This is a genomic window from Prochlorococcus marinus subsp. marinus str. CCMP1375 (genome assembly GCF_000007925.1).
Taxonomy (GTDB): Bacteria; Cyanobacteriota; Cyanobacteriia; order PCC-6307; family Cyanobiaceae; genus Prochlorococcus_E; species Prochlorococcus_E marinus.
The window spans coordinates 964,022-980,465 of sequence record NC_005042.1; the positions used below are offsets into that span (position 1 = coordinate 964,022).

The window sequence follows — 16,444 nt, forward strand, 5'->3', positions numbered from 1 at the left end:
TTAACCAACGAGATAGTGCACTTGAGCTTAATAGAGAACCCATCATCATTAAGAGACATAACACCTGGAGGAAGTCTTATTGGGAACGTAAAGGTACCTGGAGATAAATCAATATCTCATAGATCTCTCTTATTTAGTGCAGTGGCAGAAGGAGAGACAACGATAGAAGGCCTTTTACCAGCAGAAGATCCAATTAGCACAGCTAATTGCTTGAAAGCAATGGGAGTCAAGATAAGTCCAATTAGTAAAGGTGAAATTGTCAAAGTACAAGGTGTTGGATTAGATGGATTAAATGAGCCAGACGATGTACTTGATTGTGGGAACTCTGGCACGACAATGAGATTATTACTTGGTTTAATAGTTGGCAGGGAAGGGAGACACTTCGTTTTAACTGGTGACAATTCTTTAAAAAGTAGACCAATGAAACGAGTGGGTCATCCACTAAAGATGATGGGAGCACATGTCAATGGTCGTGCTAAAGGAGACTTTGCACCAATTTCTATTGTGGGCAAACAACTTCATGGAGCAGTTATAGGGACGCCTGTGGCAAGTGCTCAAATTAAATCTGCAATTCTACTTGCTGCTTTGACGGCAGAAGGTTCAACTACAGTTATTGAACCTGCAAATTCAAGAGATCACACAGAAAGAATGCTGAAAGCATTCGGAGCTAATCTTGAAATAAGTGGTGAGATGGGTCGCCATATAACATTGAAACCCGGAGTAAAATTAAAAGGCACTCAAATTGTTGTGCCAGGAGATATCAGTTCCGCTGCTTTCTGGTTAATTGCAGGGTCAATAATACCTAAATCAGATATTACAATTGAGAACATTGGACTTAATCCAACTAGGACCGGAATACTTGAAGTGTTAGATAATATGGGTGCAAATATCCAGTTGTTAAACAAAAGAGAAGTTGCAGGCGAACCGGTTGGAGACATCAGAGTCACTTATTCTGAGCAACTTAAATCTTTTACTCTCGACAATGAAATCATGCCAAGACTAATTGATGAGGTGCCAATACTTATAGTTGCTGCATGTTTCTGCGATGGTATAAGCCAAATTACAGGTGCTAGTGAATTACGTATTAAAGAGACAGATCGTCTTCAAGTAATGACAAGGCAACTAAAAAAGATGGGGGCAAAAATTGAAGAAAAAGCAGATGGCTTGACAATTAATGGTAGCCAAAGCCTACATGGAGCCAACCTAGACAGTGAATCAGACCATCGGATTGCGATGAGTCTTGGAATAGCCTCTCTTTTAGCAGATAGTAATTCATCAATATTTCGAAGCGATGCTGCTTCAGTCTCATACCCAGAATTCTGGAGTGATCTTGAAAGACTTAGAAATTGAGTCAACAAACTTCTATGAAAAGTTGAATCACCTAGATATAATTAAAACGAAAGACGGAAGCATAAGTCTAAAAAGTTCCGAATTTAAAGAACCTTTTCATTGCTCATTGGGTGCCAAGAAAGAAGCTCTTGAAAAATTTATCTATCCATCTGACTTAAAAAACTATGAGAGAAGTAAAAATCTTTTTACTTTAGATGTTTGTTTTGGCATGGGGTATAACACAGCTTGTCTAATGGAAGAGTTACATAACCATAAAATATCACTAAATTGGTGGGGGCTAGAAAAAGATAAAAGTCCACTTACTATTGCTCTGAATAAAGATATATATACCTCTGGCTGGTCAAATGAAACTTTAAGCAATTTAAAAGCTATCCAATGCTTAAATCACTGGAAAACTAAATCAGGGGAAGGTCAGATGTTATGGGGAGATGCCCGACAGCAAATCCATTTAATTCCTCATGAAATAAAATTCGATCTAATATTCCTGGATCCATTTTCCCCTCAAAAATGTCCAGAGCTATGGACTGAAGAGTTTTTGAAAACCCTTTCAAGGAAGCTTTCTAAAAAAGGGCGGATAATCACTTATTGCACTGCAGCTGCTATAAGAGCAACTTTAAGAAGAACTGGATTGGAAATAAGATCAATTTTGCCCACTAACTTACATCTCAGAGATTGGAGCATAGGGACAATAGCCTCAAAAGATTTTGAGATAGAAAAGAACACAGCAAATAGTGTTAATTTATGGCAATCGCTCACTCAAATGGAGGAAGCACATTTAAAAACTAATGCTTCAATCCCCTATAGAGATCCACATGGGAAGTCGTCAAAAGAAGAAATCCTCAAAAGAAGAGCAATAGAACAGCAAAGCAGTAATTTTGAAGCTACTAGTTCCTGGAAAAAACGTTGGATAAATACAAAATCCAACTAAAGGAGTTAGATTCCTATTGAAAGAAAATTTCAAATGCTTGCTATTGCGATATTAGCTGCTGGTAAAGGCACAAGGATGCAAAGCACCCTCCCTAAAGTTCTGCAAGAACTATCAGGTTTGACTCTTTTAGAAAGAGTCCTAACAAGCTGCAAAGATTTAACCCCTGACAGGTCACTCATAATTGTGGGGCACGAATCTAACAAAGTAAAAGAAAGCGTCAATCACATTTCAGGGCTTGAATTTGTAAATCAACAACCTCAACGTGGAACTGGACATGCAGTACAACAATTAATACCAGTGCTAAAAGGATTCAAAGGAGATCTTCTGGTTCTAAATGGAGATGTCCCTTTATTGAAAGCAAAAACAATTAATGACCTTATTAATAAGCATCGTTCTTCTAAAGCAAATGTTTCGATACTATCTGCAAGACTTTCGAACCCAAGCGGCTATGGAAGGGTATTCAGTAATGAGCATGGACATATAGAAAAAATAATTGAAGACCGAGACTGTACAAAATTAGAAGCAAAAAACAATCTCACAAATGCAGGTATATACTGTTTTGATTGGGAGTCTCTAAGCAAGATACTTCCGTATATATCAAATAAAAACAACCAGAATGAACTTTATCTTACAGATACGATTCAAAAACTTCCTTTGGCGGTGCATTTAGAAATAGAAGATGCAGGTGAAGTAAGCGGAATCAACGATAAAAGGCAACTTGCAAAATGCGAGCAGTTACTTCAAGAACGACTACAAGACTTCTGGATGGAACAGGGAGTTACATTCATTAATCCCTCTAGTTGTACAATTAGTGAGCAATGCGAATTTGGGAAAGATGTAACTATTGAGCCAGAGACACATTTGAGAGGCAAGTGCATTATTGCTAACAACTGTCATTTAGGCCCTAATTGTTTTATTAGTAATGCAGTTATTGGTAAGAATTCATCTATTATCTATTCTGTTGTAAAGAATGCTCAAATAGGAGACAATGTAAAAGTTGGTCCTTTTGCAAACATAAGGCCAGATACAATGATTCAAAACAATTGCAAAATAGGTAATTTTGTAGAAATCAAAAAGAGCTATATCTCAGAGGATTCAAAAATAAATCACCTAAGCTACATAGGCGATTCAGAAATTGGTAAGGATGTCAATATTGGTGCAGGGACAATAACAGCTAACTATGACGGAACAAATAAACATAAAACAATTATAGGAGCACATAGCAAAACTGGTGCCAACTCTGTTCTAATTGCACCAATTGTAATTGGTGAAAATGTGACCATTGGAGCAGGCTCAGCAATATCCAAAGATGTATCAGACAATTCTCTTGCAATAGCTCGTTCCAAGCAGTCTATCAAAGACAACTGGTCTAAAAAGTTGAAAGGAACTTAATAAGCCTCTTTTAATAAAGGCAATATTCTTTCTAAGGAGACTTTCCTACTGGCTTTTAATAACAAATAATCTCCAGAGTTAAGCCAACTTTTTAGGATTAAAAATGCATCTTCAGGAGTAGAAACAACTTCTATATAACTTAAAGGTTGGCCTGCTAAGAGCATAGCCTCAGCTTCAGGTCCATTAACGCAGATAACCAAGCCAGTGAGTCCCGTCGCTATAGAATGTTGAACAATTTGTTCATGGTAATCAATGGTTTTTTCTCCTAATTCATACATGTTTCCCAACACAGCAAAATGTCTACCTGGTTTAGTTGCAAGTAAATCGAGTGATGCAATTACTGATTCAGGTGAAGCATTATAGGTTTCATCTAATACGTTAATATTCCCAAATGTCAATGAATGATTACGCCCAGGAGGAAGATTAACACTTAAGTTTCTAATCGAGTCCAGTGGAACATTTAGCTCATATGCTACTGCTAATGCAAACATGAAATTAATTGCGTTGTGCCTTCCTTGTAAAGGCATTTGAAAGATTATTCCGTCATATGTGATCTGCCAGTTATCAGAATCAAGAACTCCTAAGTAATCAACATTTTTCTTCGTTTGGTGTGAATCATATTCATTAGCGAAAAAGGGATTTGATTTGGATTCGATATCTACACGTACTATTCGTCCCTTCCAAACCTCTTGAAGAGTTTTCTCTAGCAACTGATCACCAGCTGGAATAATTACAAAACCATTCGGATTCATATGTGCCGCAATCTCACATTTTGCCGAAGCTATATTTTGTTTACTTCCAAGCAACCCAATATGAGAGCTACCAATATTAGTAATTACTGCAATATCAGGACAAGCACACTTAGACAACCTTTCAATTTGACCAAGACCACGCATTGCCATTTCCAATACAATTGCTGAATGGTTGACGTTTGCTTTAAGTAAAGTAAAAGGGACTCCTATATCATTGTTGTTATTATTAGATGTCGCTAAAACTTCACCTAAGGGCACTAAAGAAGAGTGTATCAGTTCCCTAGTTGTAGTCTTTCCTGCTGAACCAGTAACTGCGACAACGGGAATAGAAAATAACCTTCGATGAAGAAACGCTAATTTTTGATATGCCTCTTGAGTGTCATCAACTTGCCAATATAGAAGCTCTTCGGGAATTGCTAAATTACAATCCTTTGATATAAATGCTGCTTGTACTCCCTTCTCAAAAACTTCCTCAAGAAATAAGTGTCCATCAAATTTATTCCCAATTAAAGGAACAAAGAAATTGCCTTTTTTTATATTTCGACTATCTGTACAAACAGTTCCAAGAGGGGCATCAAGATTAACAAGCTTATTTTGATAAGGAGGGCCCCAAATATCATTGAGATTTAACAGGCGAAGCACCATAATATATATAGTGAATCAATTAACGCTTTATAGAGAAGATCAATTTAAATAAACCTCTCATTTTTCAAGGAAGAATCTTCATCTTGACCTACAGAAAGCTTCTCATTTTTCAAGGAAGGATCTGCATCTTGACCTACAGAAAATTTTTCAACTTCAATAGCATCTGGGGAAGGTTCCTTGTATCCACTAACTTCTTTATACATAGTTTCATATTCCATAGCAGAGCGCTCCCAACTGTACATCTGAGTCATAGCTCGTTTCTGTAACTCCTTCCAACTACGTCTATGACGAAATGCCTCCCAAGATCTAACCAAAGCTGTATAAAAGTCAATTGGTTCAAATCTATCAAAGCAAAAGCCTGTTCCTGATTTGTTAATAGGATCATGAGGAATAACAGTATCAACTAATCCACCTACATTTCTAACAATTGGTATGGAGCCATAGCGCATAGCAAGTAGCTGGCTAATACCACATGGCTCGAAACGACTAGGCATTAAGAAAGCATCACTCCCTGCATAAATTAAACGCGAAAGATAATCATCATAGGTAAGGAAAACTGCAAATCGACCAGGGTGATCAATAGCAAGCTCCCATAAAGCTGATTCGAGAATTTGATCTCCTGTACCAAGAACAACTATTTGAGAGTCAGTGTATGCCAAAAGTCTTCTAGAAACCTGAAGAAGTAAATCAACACCTTTCTGATCAACGAGTCTACCCACCATCCCAAGCAAGTATTTATCATTATTGACTTCAAGCCCCATTTGTCTCTGAAGGGCCTCTTTATTTTTCTTACGGGTAGACATCTTGCCAGAACTAAAATTTGCAGGCAAGGCCTTATCAGTAGCTGGATCCCATTCATCTAAATCGATTCCATTAAGTATGCCTCGTAGTTTCCCCGAAATATAATTTAAAAGACCTTCTAAACTTTCACCATATTCAGAAGTACGTATTTCCCTTGAATATGTTGGAGAAACTGCATTTACACGATCTGCAAAAAGCATTGCAGCCGCCATTGTGTGATCTCCACTCATGTACCACGGACACCATGTCATGCGTTCCAATTTCCACCGCCAAGGTCCTTGATACTTCAAATTATGGATGGTAAATACTGTACTAATTTCAGGGTCCTGATGCATCCAGACAGGGATCATTCCAGTGTGCCAATCATGGCAATGCAATACTTGTGGCTTCCATACATTCCAAGCAAATTCTGCTGTCGCACTTGCAAAAAAAGTAAATCGCCAATCTTCATCTTCACCTCCATAAATCCTCTCAGGATCAAAAACAGGATGTCCGACTAAATAAATAGGAAGATTAGAAGTTGGGTGCTTAGTTTCGTAAACGGAAAATTCTGCTCCCATTGTTTGGGCCGTATATATGGGATCCTTAGAAATATCAAGTAATCCCCAAAGTTTGCTATAGCCAGGAATTATCAAACGAACATCATGTCCAAGTTTTGCCAATGCTGATGGCAAAGAAGCTACAACATCTCCCATCCCACCGACCTTAACCATCGGTGCGCATTCAGCAGCAGCAAAAAGAACGCGCATTTAATCCTCTTTAAGTTTCTAAATTTATAGTTATCGAATCCTAGTAGGTCATGGCAACCAATCGAAGTCTGAAAAGTCTGGTTTCCTTTTTTGTAAAAAAGCATTTTTACCTTCTTTAGCTTCTGTTGTCCTGTAAAAAAGATGTGTTGCCTGACCTGCCAGTTCCTGAATTCCAGCCAGGCCATCCGTTTCTGCATTAAAAGCAGCCTTCATACATCGAATAGCTGTTGGACTATTTTCAAGAATTTCTTTTGCCCATTTAACCCCTTCAGCCTCTAATTGTTCAACAGGTGTAATTGAATTGATAAGGCCAAAATGCAAAGCTTCTTGTGCTCCATACTTTCTGCACAAAAACCAAATCTCTCTTGCTTTTCTTTGTCCAACAACTCTTGCTAAATACCCTGCCCCAAAACCTGCATCAAAACTACCTACTCTAGGTCCGGTTTGTCCAAATACAGCATTATCGGCAGCAAGACTTAAATCACATAAAAGATGTAAAACTTGGCCACCACCAATGGCATAGCCAGATACAAGTGCTATTACTACTTTAGGAATACTTCTTATAAGTCTTTGTAAGTCCAGAACATTTAGGCGAGGCAAGCCTTCTTCGTCTAAATAGCCCCCTTCACCTCTAACACTTTGATCCCCACCCGCACAAAAAGAAAAGACACCATCCTTTGCGGGTGAGACGCCTGTAAACAAAACAACTCCGATACTTGTGTCATCGCGAATCTTGATAAATGCGTCACAAAGTTCGGAAACTGTAAGTGGTCTAAATGCATTTCTTCTCTCAGGACGATTAATTGCCACACGAGCAATACCTTCTTCACTCCTATCAAGGAAAATATCTTCATATTTACCCCAGGTTTTCCAATTAACCGTAATGTCTCCTGGCAAAACTCTTCTTGATGATCTTATTGGGTCCAATTTATCTAAAATTGATTAGGCCATTTACTAAGCATCCTATAAAAAATTAATTAATATATTTCTTTAAACCATCAGTAATATTTTTTCGTAGCAATGTATCTTCTTCTGAATTCGTACAAGCTCTAATTATTACAGGTCCAGAAAGTTTCAGACTCCATTCTAAAGCTGAATTTAATTCATCAAAGCTTGAGATTGTCCTAAAGGGGATATTATGTGCTTTAGCCAGATCACCGATATTAATAGACTGGGGCATGGAAAATAGTTTGTCTACACTTCCTTTAAAAATAGGAGCAAGACTCAATTGCTTAAATATCCCACCTCCATTATTATCAATTAATAGGATAATTAATGGATACTTTTTAGGTTGGTTAAGTAAAAGAGCATTGCTGTCATGTAAGAATGCTAAATCTCCACATACAACCACAAGAGGTCCAAGAAAGATAGAAAGTCCAATAGCTAATGAAAGATTACCATCTATACCTGATGCTCCTCTAAAACTATAAAGTCTTCTTTTAAATGGTGAGAAACCAGAATAAGCTAAAAAATCCCTTACAGGACTACTTGCAGAAAGCATTATAGGTATATCTTCAGGTATTAAATCCAAAAGTTTTCTTGCTATAGAAGGTTCTGTTATTTTTGAGTCTTCCTTCAAATACTTATCCACCAAATCACCGACTAGTTGATTCTTATTTAGAAGATCTTCTAAAATATTTGTATCATCATTCACAAGATTATTGTTTAAATTAGGATAATTACTCTTGAAAATTTTAAGCCAAGATTGTAAGCCACCTGAATACTGCTTGGCAAGATGAAGCGGATCAAGGTATCGTTCTTCTCCTTCAGTTATCAGAACTTGTTTTTTATTTGTGTTTCGCAGAAATGATTCAAGAGCTCTACTGCAAGATAGTGGTCCTAATCTAAGAACTTGTAATTTATCATTTGACTCAAAGATTTGTGCTGAAATCAATAGTTCCCAAAAACTAATAAGGCCAGATTGTTTAATAGTTATTGCTGAAAGACAATCTGCAAATAAGGGCCATCCAGTAAAAGATTGAAATTCTTTCACTGCCTTCCTAAAACCTAACAATTGAGAAGGTTTGCCTCTCCATGGTCCTGCCAAAATAATTCCAGGTTGAGAAGGATCTAGTTCAGGTACCTCTTTAGTTTTTATTCTTGTATTTGTAGAAACTGTACTAATGGGTAGCTGAATTTCTTCAAAATTCAAAGGTTTCCATCCATTGCAAACTTCTTTTTGTTCCAAAAAAGAGGCGTGTAAAGGTTCCTCTATAGGAATATTTAAATGAACAGGTCCAGGATAAGCATGAGCCTTTTCCCAAGTTTTTTTTACAAGTGTAAAAAAAGAACGACCAGAAATCTCGTGAAGGCCAATAGAGGGACAATTGAAAACCTCACGACAAACTGGTACAAGGAAGTCTTCTTGATTTACTGTTTGATTTGAACCACATCCTTTTAATCTCAAAGGTCGGTCAGCAGTAATAAAAATGATTGGCAAACATGAACGATCTGCCTCTACGGCTGCAGGCAAAAGATTGCTTACTGCAGTTCCTGAAGTCGTTATGACTATAGTTGCTTTCCCTGAAGCAGCAGAAATCCCTATTGCCATAAAGGCAGCAGATCTTTCATCAATTGCTGTATAAGCATTAATCCCAGACTCTTCTATTAGAGCTCCTACAGCCAAAGCCAGAGGTGCTGAACGACTTCCTGGACATAAAACAATATGTTCTAATCCATAGCGCTGAAAAGCTCTCAATAATTTGAGACAAAGAAAATAATTAATTCGTGATAATGACAGTTCTCAAAAAGTAACTAACCTAATCTTCTCAAAAAGGAGAATTTTTTGGGGCTCTTAGCAAATTTCTAAATGGTATTACCAAGAAAAGACAAATCCACCACAAAGGGTTCTAGCTGGAAAAATCTTTTGATCTGGATTCTTCTTGCTTTATTAATTAGATGGCAAGTAATAGAACCCAGATGGATCCCTTCAGGTTCTATGTTGCCAACTCTGCAAATTCAAGAGAGATTATTAGTTGAAAAGATTTCTCCTAAATTTAATAGCGTATTAGGAACTCCTTATCATAGAAACTCTATAGTTGTATTTCTACCCCCGAAAGCTCTTACTGATGCTGGCTATGAAGGTAATCAAGCACTTATAAAAAGAATAGTGGGCATACCAGGAGACAAAATTGAAATTAAAAATGGTCGACTTTATAGAAATGATTTACTTATCAATGAACCTTGGGTAATTGAAAAAATTAAATATGAAATGAAAGATGTAATAGTCCCAATGCACTCACTTTGGGTCTTAGGTGATAATCGAAACAACAGTCTTGATTCACATCTCTGGGGAGCCTTACCAGAAGATAAGCTAGTAGGAAAGGCAGTTTTCAGATATTGGCCCCTAAAAAAACTAGGTCCTATTCGGTTCCCCGCCTCCAAAGAATTATCTTCTTAGACCGTATTGCGATAAAGTCTTTATATAAACGCATCGGTTGCATGTTTAACCCAGAGTTTATTGCTACTGATAACAACGATGGAAGTGAAGGAAATGCTCTTATCCAATATCTACAGGAACAATCTCCAGATGTTCTTCAACGAGTAGCAAAATCAGCCAGCCCAGAGATTCAAGACATTATTCGGCATAATGTTCAAGGTCTTCTAGGCATGCTTCCAGGTGATCAATTTGAAGTAAAAATCACTTCATCAAGAGACCATTTTGCAAATCTTCTAGCATCAGCAATGATGACTGGCTATTTCCTCAGGCAAATGGAACAAAGGAAAGAATTGGAAGAATCACTCATAACAGATGAAGAAATGTCCATAAAACCAGATGAGCTTAATCTCTAAAAGCCTTTAACGGATTTTTAGGGACAATATTTTTGTTCAATAAAATTTGATCAAGCTTTCCTAAGAAAGACCAGCTTTTCTCAGATGGAGCCCATTCTGAAAAATTTATTTTGTTCCTTAGAGCTTTGCAATCACTATCATTAAAGTTAATTGGGGCTGAATAATGAGCAGGAATAATTCTTTTCATTCCTTTAATAGCTTTTATTTCATCTAGCCATCTGAGGAACTCTGACTTAGCTCTAGGAAAAACAAGTCTTTCGATTACTGGAGCAACTTGCAAAAGAGGACTTTTTACACCGATTATTTCTTCAGTAGATAATTCCCAATTTTTTTCCCATTCAAAGGGATAAATGCCGAAATGAGATTTCCAATTACGAAGTCCTGGTTTAAAGCAATTTTTAATGATCGTTTTTATAGAAGGAATTTTCAATTGATCTGGTTTTAAATATGAAGCAAATAACACAAGCCTTTTCCATCCTTTTTTTCTTAAAGAAAAAGAATCCTTAAGAGGTTCATCCCCCTTTTCTCTTGCATGAAACAAAAGAGGCGTGGGATCTAAGTCAAATATTTCAGGAGGTTCAGATTCAATTCCAATCAGTGCATCGGTCACAAGCAAAGATTGTGATTCTTTATGGTAACAAGAAATTTCCTGGAATCTACCAAGGCCAATATCTATAGGCCCTAAAGAAATCCATCTACAGCTATCTTGATGTGGCAACCCATCTGCAAATAGTGTTCTGGTTCTATTTGGTGGGAAGCCTAACCAAGTTAACGGTAATGCTAAAGGGAAACTCCACTGACCTGGACAAAGCCAAAGAGTAGCTTTAGGAAATGCACGTGCCATAGCAGGCATAGGGATCTTGTGCTCTAATCCAGAAGCAGTTGGGAGTACTATTGTGCATATCGGACCATGCTTCTGTTGTAGAACTTTTAAACTGTCAATTAAAGCTTTAGTTGGAGGAAGAGGATTAAATAACATCAAACCTTTCGGAACTTTAACAACGGTCATTCTTATAGGGACAGCTACATAATAAAGTCCTTGTAATTGTTCAAAACACCAAACCTTTTCTGAGACTAATTCTTTAAATATAGTGTTCCTAGTACCATATGGGTAAAGAGGAAATAAGGGCCACCAAAACCAATTGCTATTTTGATTAAAATTATATGTTTGTAAATCAGACCCCATAGTTAATGTGGATTTGAATTGTTAATCTTTAAAATCCCATACCTAGGAGCAAAAAGAAATGCCAAAAGGAAAATGAAAGTCTGAACAAGTACAATAGAGCCACCAGTTTCAATATCCGACCAATAACTTATATATACTCCTAGCAAACTAGAGATCATGCTGCTAATAACAGCTAGTAAAGTCATTCTATCGAAACGATCAGTTAATAAATATGCTGTTGCTCCTGGGGTAATCAACATTGCTACTACCAATATAATGCCTACAGTCTGTAATCCTGCGACAGCTGCCAATGAAAGTACTGATAGTAATAGATAATGAAGAAATACTGTATTAATACCAATTGATCTAGCATGTTTTGCATCAAAACAATAAAGCATTAAATCTTTTCTAAATATTAGTAATATAGCAAGTACGATTATACAAATTAGGACAGTTTGATTGACATCAGAATTTGATATACCCAATGGACTACCAAATAAAATATGCATTAAGTCAATATTACTTTTTATCTTAGAAACTAAAACTAAACCCAAAGCAAAGAAACCAGTAAAAACTAAGCCAATTACAGTATCTTCTTTGACTCTAGATTTTTGTTTTACAAAACCAATTAAAGCTACTGAACCCACTCCAAAAACAAATGCTCCAACTGAAAAGGGAATACCAATAGCATAGGCAACTACAACCCCTGGCATGACGGCATGTGATACCGCATCACCCATTAAGGCCCAACCTTTAAGGGTCATATAACAAGAAAGTAATCCACAAACACCTCCAACCAAAGCACTAATAGCAAGTGCCCTTCTCATGAAATCATGCGCAAGTGGATCTACCAATAATGAATAAGGGTATGAAGTAATGAAGAGATTCAGCACATTCATTCATCCGAAGAGATTGGTCCTGAAATAGGATCTGATTTCATGCCTCCAAAAGTCATTGAAAGATTTTCAGAAGTAAAGACATCTGAAGTGTTTCCATATGCAAGAACAGTCTTGTTTATAAGAACAACAACATCACAAAAGTTTCGTACATGACTAAGATCATGAGTTGAAATCAAGATTGACCTGCCGTCCTGTCTTAATTGTAGAAATAGATCTGCCATCAGTTTCTCTGTCCGTATATCAACTCCAGCAAAGGGTTCATCTAACAATAGAACTGAAGCTCTTTGAGCAATTGCTCTGGCGACAAAAGCTCTTTTACGTTGTCCTCCAGAAAGAGCACCTATTGGTCTATTACGAAAATCTATTAAATCTACTCTCTCTAGAGCATCAAAAACAGCTATGTGATCTGATTCTCTAGGGACTCTTAAAAAATTCATTGAGCCATATCTACCCATCATTACAACATCCCAAACGCTTACAGGGAAAGAGCAATCAACTCCTTCGTTTTGAGGGACATAAGCTACAGCTTGATCTTTCTGAGCTGTGGAAACTGAACATCCATTTATAAGAATTCTTCCTCTAGAAGGACGTACAAAGCCCATCAATGCTTTAAAAAATGTCGTTTTTCCTGCTCCATTCATTCCGACCAGGCCACATATGCATCCAGGTTGAAGCTTTAAACTTGCATCATAAAGGGCAAGATTACCGTTGTAATCTACGCATACTTGATCTGCATCTATACGCAAAGGAACAAATGTATCTTTATTTGGAATAACTGCCATTATCAAATTTTGTTATTTAGAAAAACCTTCAAGAATTAACTGTACGTTATGTCGTTGAAGGTCAAGGAATGTTGAGGCTGGTCCGTCCGAATCTGACAATGAATCAACATAAAATTTACCACCAAAACTGGTGTTAGTGATTCTCGCAACTTCCTTTTGTGCTTTGGCACTCACAGTGGTTTCACAAAATATTACAGGGACTTTGGTTTCTCTTATTTTCGCTATGAGCCGCTCCATTCTTCTAGGGGTCACTTGACTCTCGGCATTAACTGGCCACAAATAAGCCTCTTCAAATCCATAGTCTTCAGCTAAATAAGATAAGGCTCCTTCGCAGCTAACTAATATTCTTTTTTTTGAAGGAATTGACTTCAGTGCAAATGACAATTCTTTATCTAATGCCAACAACTCCTGCTTATATGCTTGACCATTTTTTAAATAAATGGCTTTACCTTCTGGATCAATGAAAATAAATGCTTTGACGATCTTGTCTACGTAATGTAAGGCCCTATTTGGTGACATCCATGCATGTGGATTAGGCTTACCTTTATAAGCATCTCCTGCAATATTTAAGGGTTCCATTCCTTCTGATAAAACTACAGTCGGGATATCCTTATTTAATGAAGAAATGAATTTCTTAGCCCAAAGCTCAAGACCAAAGCCATTCTCTAGAATCAAGTCAGAATTTGCTGCATTAACTAAATCACTTGGTGTTGGCTTGTATCCATGAATCTCTGCACCTGGCTTAGTAATAGATTGAACATCTAATCGATCTCCAGCTATATTTTTAGCAATGTCTGCAAGTACAGTAAAAGTAGTTAAAACTTTAAGTCTGTCCGGATCCTTAGATGAGTAACTTCTTTCAACTGTCGCCTTACAAGAAAGCATCAATAAAGAGATTGTTAGAATTAATGAAAGCCTTGAGAAATATTTAGTGATGATAATATAAATCTATTAGTTAATATAATTTACCATAAACCTGGGTTGTATTATTACACATTAAGTAAATAGATTTAGATTAATTAAGTAATAACTGCTCTCTGATCCTTTAGCTGTTCTTTAATCCAATCCCTGGATTGATTTACAAAACTAGTCCAATCAACTTTTTCTTTTTCTGCAGCTTGAGCTATTAGAGCAGGAGCTTGGAGCTTGAGCAATTCTAAATCTGGCTTTGAAACTCCATTGTTCAATGCCATCCAATCTGCCATTGAAGTTCCAACAACTCTAGTTAGATAAGCAGCACTAATTGCTTGAATAGCACCTGCTGCCAACCAAGTGCTTCCATGAAGCTTGGCGACCCCAAGAAGGGCCTGTCCACTCCATTCAACAACCCCTTGAGATAATGCAGCTATAGCCAGTTGACGAGCGACAGCATTTAATAAATCAGGTTTAACATCACATGACCATAATTTGCCCATTTCCTGGATCATTAAACCATTTACAACTGCTACGGATAACAAATCAGTAGAAGGAACTGGAGAAGCAAAAACCGCTCCTGCTACAAGCCATTGAGAACGGTTTTGAATGTCACGGAATTTAGTTCTTCTCAAGCCCTCTAAATCAGCCTGCCATGAGGAATGAAGCCTTGAAAGTAATCTTCTACGAGTTTGATCAACATTCTTTTTAGGTTGTTCTAAACACCGCCTAACTGGGGTTAGAGCTTTCTTCATATTTTCTAGAGATTCATCGCATTTTAAAACTCGGTTTATCCATCTTTCTGGCAATTGAGATTGAAGTGCTTTTAATTGATCAGGCCAGTCATCTTGATCGTCAAAATTAACTGCTATCCACGACGGCAATTCTTGTGGAACTTTTTCAAGCCATAACAAATCAACTGCCCGAAGAGGGAGTGGCAAATAATAAAGAATTAAATCTTGTTCAAAAAGATGTGAAGGGAATTCCCATGATTGATTATCAATAGGAAGTGATGCGGAACAAGATAAATTTAAGGGGCTAGAACATTTTAGAGCTGACTGCAATAAATCATTTTGAGGCAAATCAATTCCTTTAGTGCTTAGTACAGAAAGAGATTGAGAAGCATCCCTAGTAAGAATCTCTTGAAGTGATTCCGCCCTTTGAGTAGCCTTTAAAAAATGTTCAGATGGCTCTTCCAGAAATTCAAATTGTTTTAAAACAGCATTGCAACGCTTAATCCATCCTTTTACAGTTGATGGTGAGTTAAAAGAAACCGAAGAAGGCTTAGACAAAAACAAAATACCTGCACCTGCAACAAATACAGCAATTCCTCCTGAAGGAATATGAATCAAGTCACTAACTACCCATTGACCAGCTATAAATGATCCAAGGAGAATTCCAACCTTACCCACTGGTAAAGAAGGAATTTTGAAAGATTCAAGAAAATTTTTCATGTAATTACATAACCCCCTTCTTAATTAGCTCAATAAAATTATTAAAGCAAATCCAACAACCTAAAAGGCATTGAGACTATAGGGTTTGCAATAAAACCTCTTACAAAGTTCAATTCAGTCATTCGTTAAAAATTTAAATCTCTTAAAACAAAAAGTGTGAATCTGCTCAACGAGTTCATCTAAACCTTCTCAATAAGGCCGATCATGCGCCAAAATTAATTATCTATACTCACTAGAGACTTGATGTAATGGGTGATTCCTACGGCGATCCTCAAAAAGGAAGAAGCTTTGATGGCAATCGAGATGGAGGAAGGGCTGGATTCAGGGGTGGTCGAGGTGGCGGAAACAGAGAAGGTGGGGGCTTCCGTATTCGACTAAGTGATAATGAAATGAAAGCTTCAAGAGCCATACAAGAGGCCTTTAACTTACGATCTACCGTTGCAGTTCTAGGATTTGCAATTCGAACCCTTGGTCAATTACTGGAAGAAGGGAAACTAGATGAATTTCTCAATGAATATAGATCCAATTCACCACGAGGAGCAGCTAACAATAATCAACCTGAGAGAAATGGTGGAAGTAATAATTATCAGTCGACTAAAAAAGCAAAGCCAAATCCATTTGCAAGACCATCCAAACCAGAATCACAATTAGCAGAGCCAATTCAAGATGGACATGAAGAATCTTCTAAAGAAAAAGAATTGAATACAGAATCTTCAATAGAGTCTAAAAAAGAAGACGAGCTCAATGATGCTAAATCTATAGAGACTGATAAAGACGTTACTAATGAAAAAGAAAAATCTATGCCAACTGAAGAATAAAGCTA

The 16,444-nt window shown here is 37.1% G+C and carries 15 protein-coding genes; 6 read left to right on the top strand and 9 right to left on the bottom strand.

What is annotated here, in order from left to right:
• The first annotated feature begins 15 nt into the window (after positions 1-15).
• From aroA to glmU, 3 genes are read left to right on the top strand one after another with little or no spacing between them, the layout of a single operon-like run.
• Positions 16-1,350, top strand: coding sequence for a 3-phosphoshikimate 1-carboxyvinyltransferase (gene aroA / locus PRO_RS05160; RefSeq protein WP_011125200.1), 1,335 nt, complete (start codon positions 16-18; stop codon positions 1,348-1,350).
• Positions 1,331-2,278, top strand: a complete 948-nt coding sequence (locus PRO_RS05165; RefSeq protein WP_011125201.1) for an MnmC family methyltransferase — start codon at positions 1,331-1,333, stop codon at positions 2,276-2,278. The genes aroA and PRO_RS05165 overlap by 20 nt, the downstream gene beginning before the upstream one ends.
• A gap of 33 nt (positions 2,279-2,311) precedes the next feature.
• Entirely contained in the window at positions 2,312-3,670 is a 1,359-nt protein-coding gene (gene glmU, locus PRO_RS05170) for a bifunctional UDP-N-acetylglucosamine diphosphorylase/glucosamine-1-phosphate N-acetyltransferase GlmU (protein ID WP_011125202.1), read from the top strand.
• On the opposite strand, the gene PRO_RS05175 is transcribed toward glmU, so the two are convergent.
• From PRO_RS05175 to menD, 4 genes are read right to left on the bottom strand one after another with little or no spacing between them, the layout of a single operon-like run.
• On the bottom strand, positions 3,667-5,067 hold the full coding sequence (locus PRO_RS05175) for a UDP-N-acetylmuramoyl-tripeptide--D-alanyl-D-alanine ligase (protein ID WP_011125203.1): 1,401 nt from the start codon (positions 5,065-5,067) through the stop codon (positions 3,667-3,669). The two genes, glmU and PRO_RS05175, sit on opposite strands and share 4 nt — an antisense overlap.
• A gap of 44 nt (positions 5,068-5,111) precedes the next feature.
• On the bottom strand, positions 5,112-6,617 hold the full coding sequence (gene glgA, locus PRO_RS05180) for a glycogen synthase GlgA (protein WP_011125204.1): 1,506 nt from the start codon (positions 6,615-6,617) through the stop codon (positions 5,112-5,114).
• Between the two features lie 48 nt (positions 6,618-6,665).
• Positions 6,666-7,544 (bottom strand): 1,4-dihydroxy-2-naphthoyl-CoA synthase, encoded by an 879-nt coding sequence (menB, locus tag PRO_RS05185; RefSeq protein ID WP_011125205.1) that lies wholly within the window; start codon positions 7,542-7,544, stop codon positions 6,666-6,668.
• A gap of 46 nt (positions 7,545-7,590) precedes the next feature.
• Positions 7,591-9,315, bottom strand: a complete 1,725-nt coding sequence (gene menD / locus PRO_RS05190) for a 2-succinyl-5-enolpyruvyl-6-hydroxy-3-cyclohexene-1-carboxylic-acid synthase (protein ID WP_011125206.1) — start codon at positions 9,313-9,315, stop codon at positions 7,591-7,593.
• A gap of 111 nt (positions 9,316-9,426) precedes the next feature.
• Here menD and lepB point away from each other — a divergent pair, with 111 nt between their 5' ends.
• Together lepB and PRO_RS05200 are read left to right on the top strand one after the other, a co-directional pair.
• Positions 9,427-10,017 carry a signal peptidase I gene (gene lepB / locus PRO_RS05195; protein WP_011125207.1) on the top strand — a complete coding sequence of 197 codons (591 nt, stop codon included), beginning with the start codon at positions 9,427-9,429 and terminating at the stop codon, positions 10,015-10,017.
• 41 nt (positions 10,018-10,058) lie between these two features.
• Complete coding sequence (locus PRO_RS05200; RefSeq protein ID WP_011125208.1) at positions 10,059-10,409, top strand: DUF760 domain-containing protein; 351 nt, start codon at positions 10,059-10,061, stop codon at positions 10,407-10,409.
• Here PRO_RS05200 and PRO_RS05205 read toward each other — a convergent pair.
• From PRO_RS05205 to PRO_RS05225, 5 genes are all read right to left on the bottom strand, one after another.
• Positions 10,399-11,595: a DUF4336 domain-containing protein gene (locus PRO_RS05205; RefSeq protein WP_011125209.1), complete on the bottom strand. Its 1,197-nt coding sequence runs from the start codon at positions 11,593-11,595 to the stop codon at positions 10,399-10,401. The two genes, PRO_RS05200 and PRO_RS05205, sit on opposite strands and share 11 nt — an antisense overlap.
• Positions 11,596-11,597: 2 nt before the next feature.
• The gene (locus PRO_RS05210) at positions 11,598-12,473 is read right to left on the bottom strand and encodes a metal ABC transporter permease (RefSeq protein ID WP_011125210.1); all 876 of its coding nucleotides are present in this window, start codon (positions 12,471-12,473) and stop codon (positions 11,598-11,600) included.
• Complete coding sequence (locus tag PRO_RS05215) at positions 12,470-13,255, bottom strand: metal ABC transporter ATP-binding protein (protein ID WP_011125211.1); 786 nt, start codon at positions 13,253-13,255, stop codon at positions 12,470-12,472. The genes PRO_RS05210 and PRO_RS05215 overlap by 4 nt, the downstream gene beginning before the upstream one ends.
• 12 nt (positions 13,256-13,267) lie before the next feature.
• Positions 13,268-14,140 (bottom strand): metal ABC transporter substrate-binding protein, encoded by an 873-nt coding sequence (locus PRO_RS05220; RefSeq protein ID WP_011125212.1) that lies wholly within the window; start codon positions 14,138-14,140, stop codon positions 13,268-13,270.
• Between the two features lie 134 nt (positions 14,141-14,274).
• On the bottom strand, positions 14,275-15,621 hold the full coding sequence (locus PRO_RS05225; RefSeq protein ID WP_011125213.1) for a YcjF family protein: 1,347 nt from the start codon (positions 15,619-15,621) through the stop codon (positions 14,275-14,277).
• Between the two features lie 248 nt (positions 15,622-15,869).
• Here PRO_RS05225 and PRO_RS05230 point away from each other — a divergent pair, with 248 nt between their 5' ends.
• Positions 15,870-16,439, top strand: coding sequence for a hypothetical protein (locus PRO_RS05230; protein ID WP_011125214.1), 570 nt, complete (start codon positions 15,870-15,872; stop codon positions 16,437-16,439).
• The last annotated feature ends 5 nt before the right edge of the window (positions 16,440-16,444 follow it).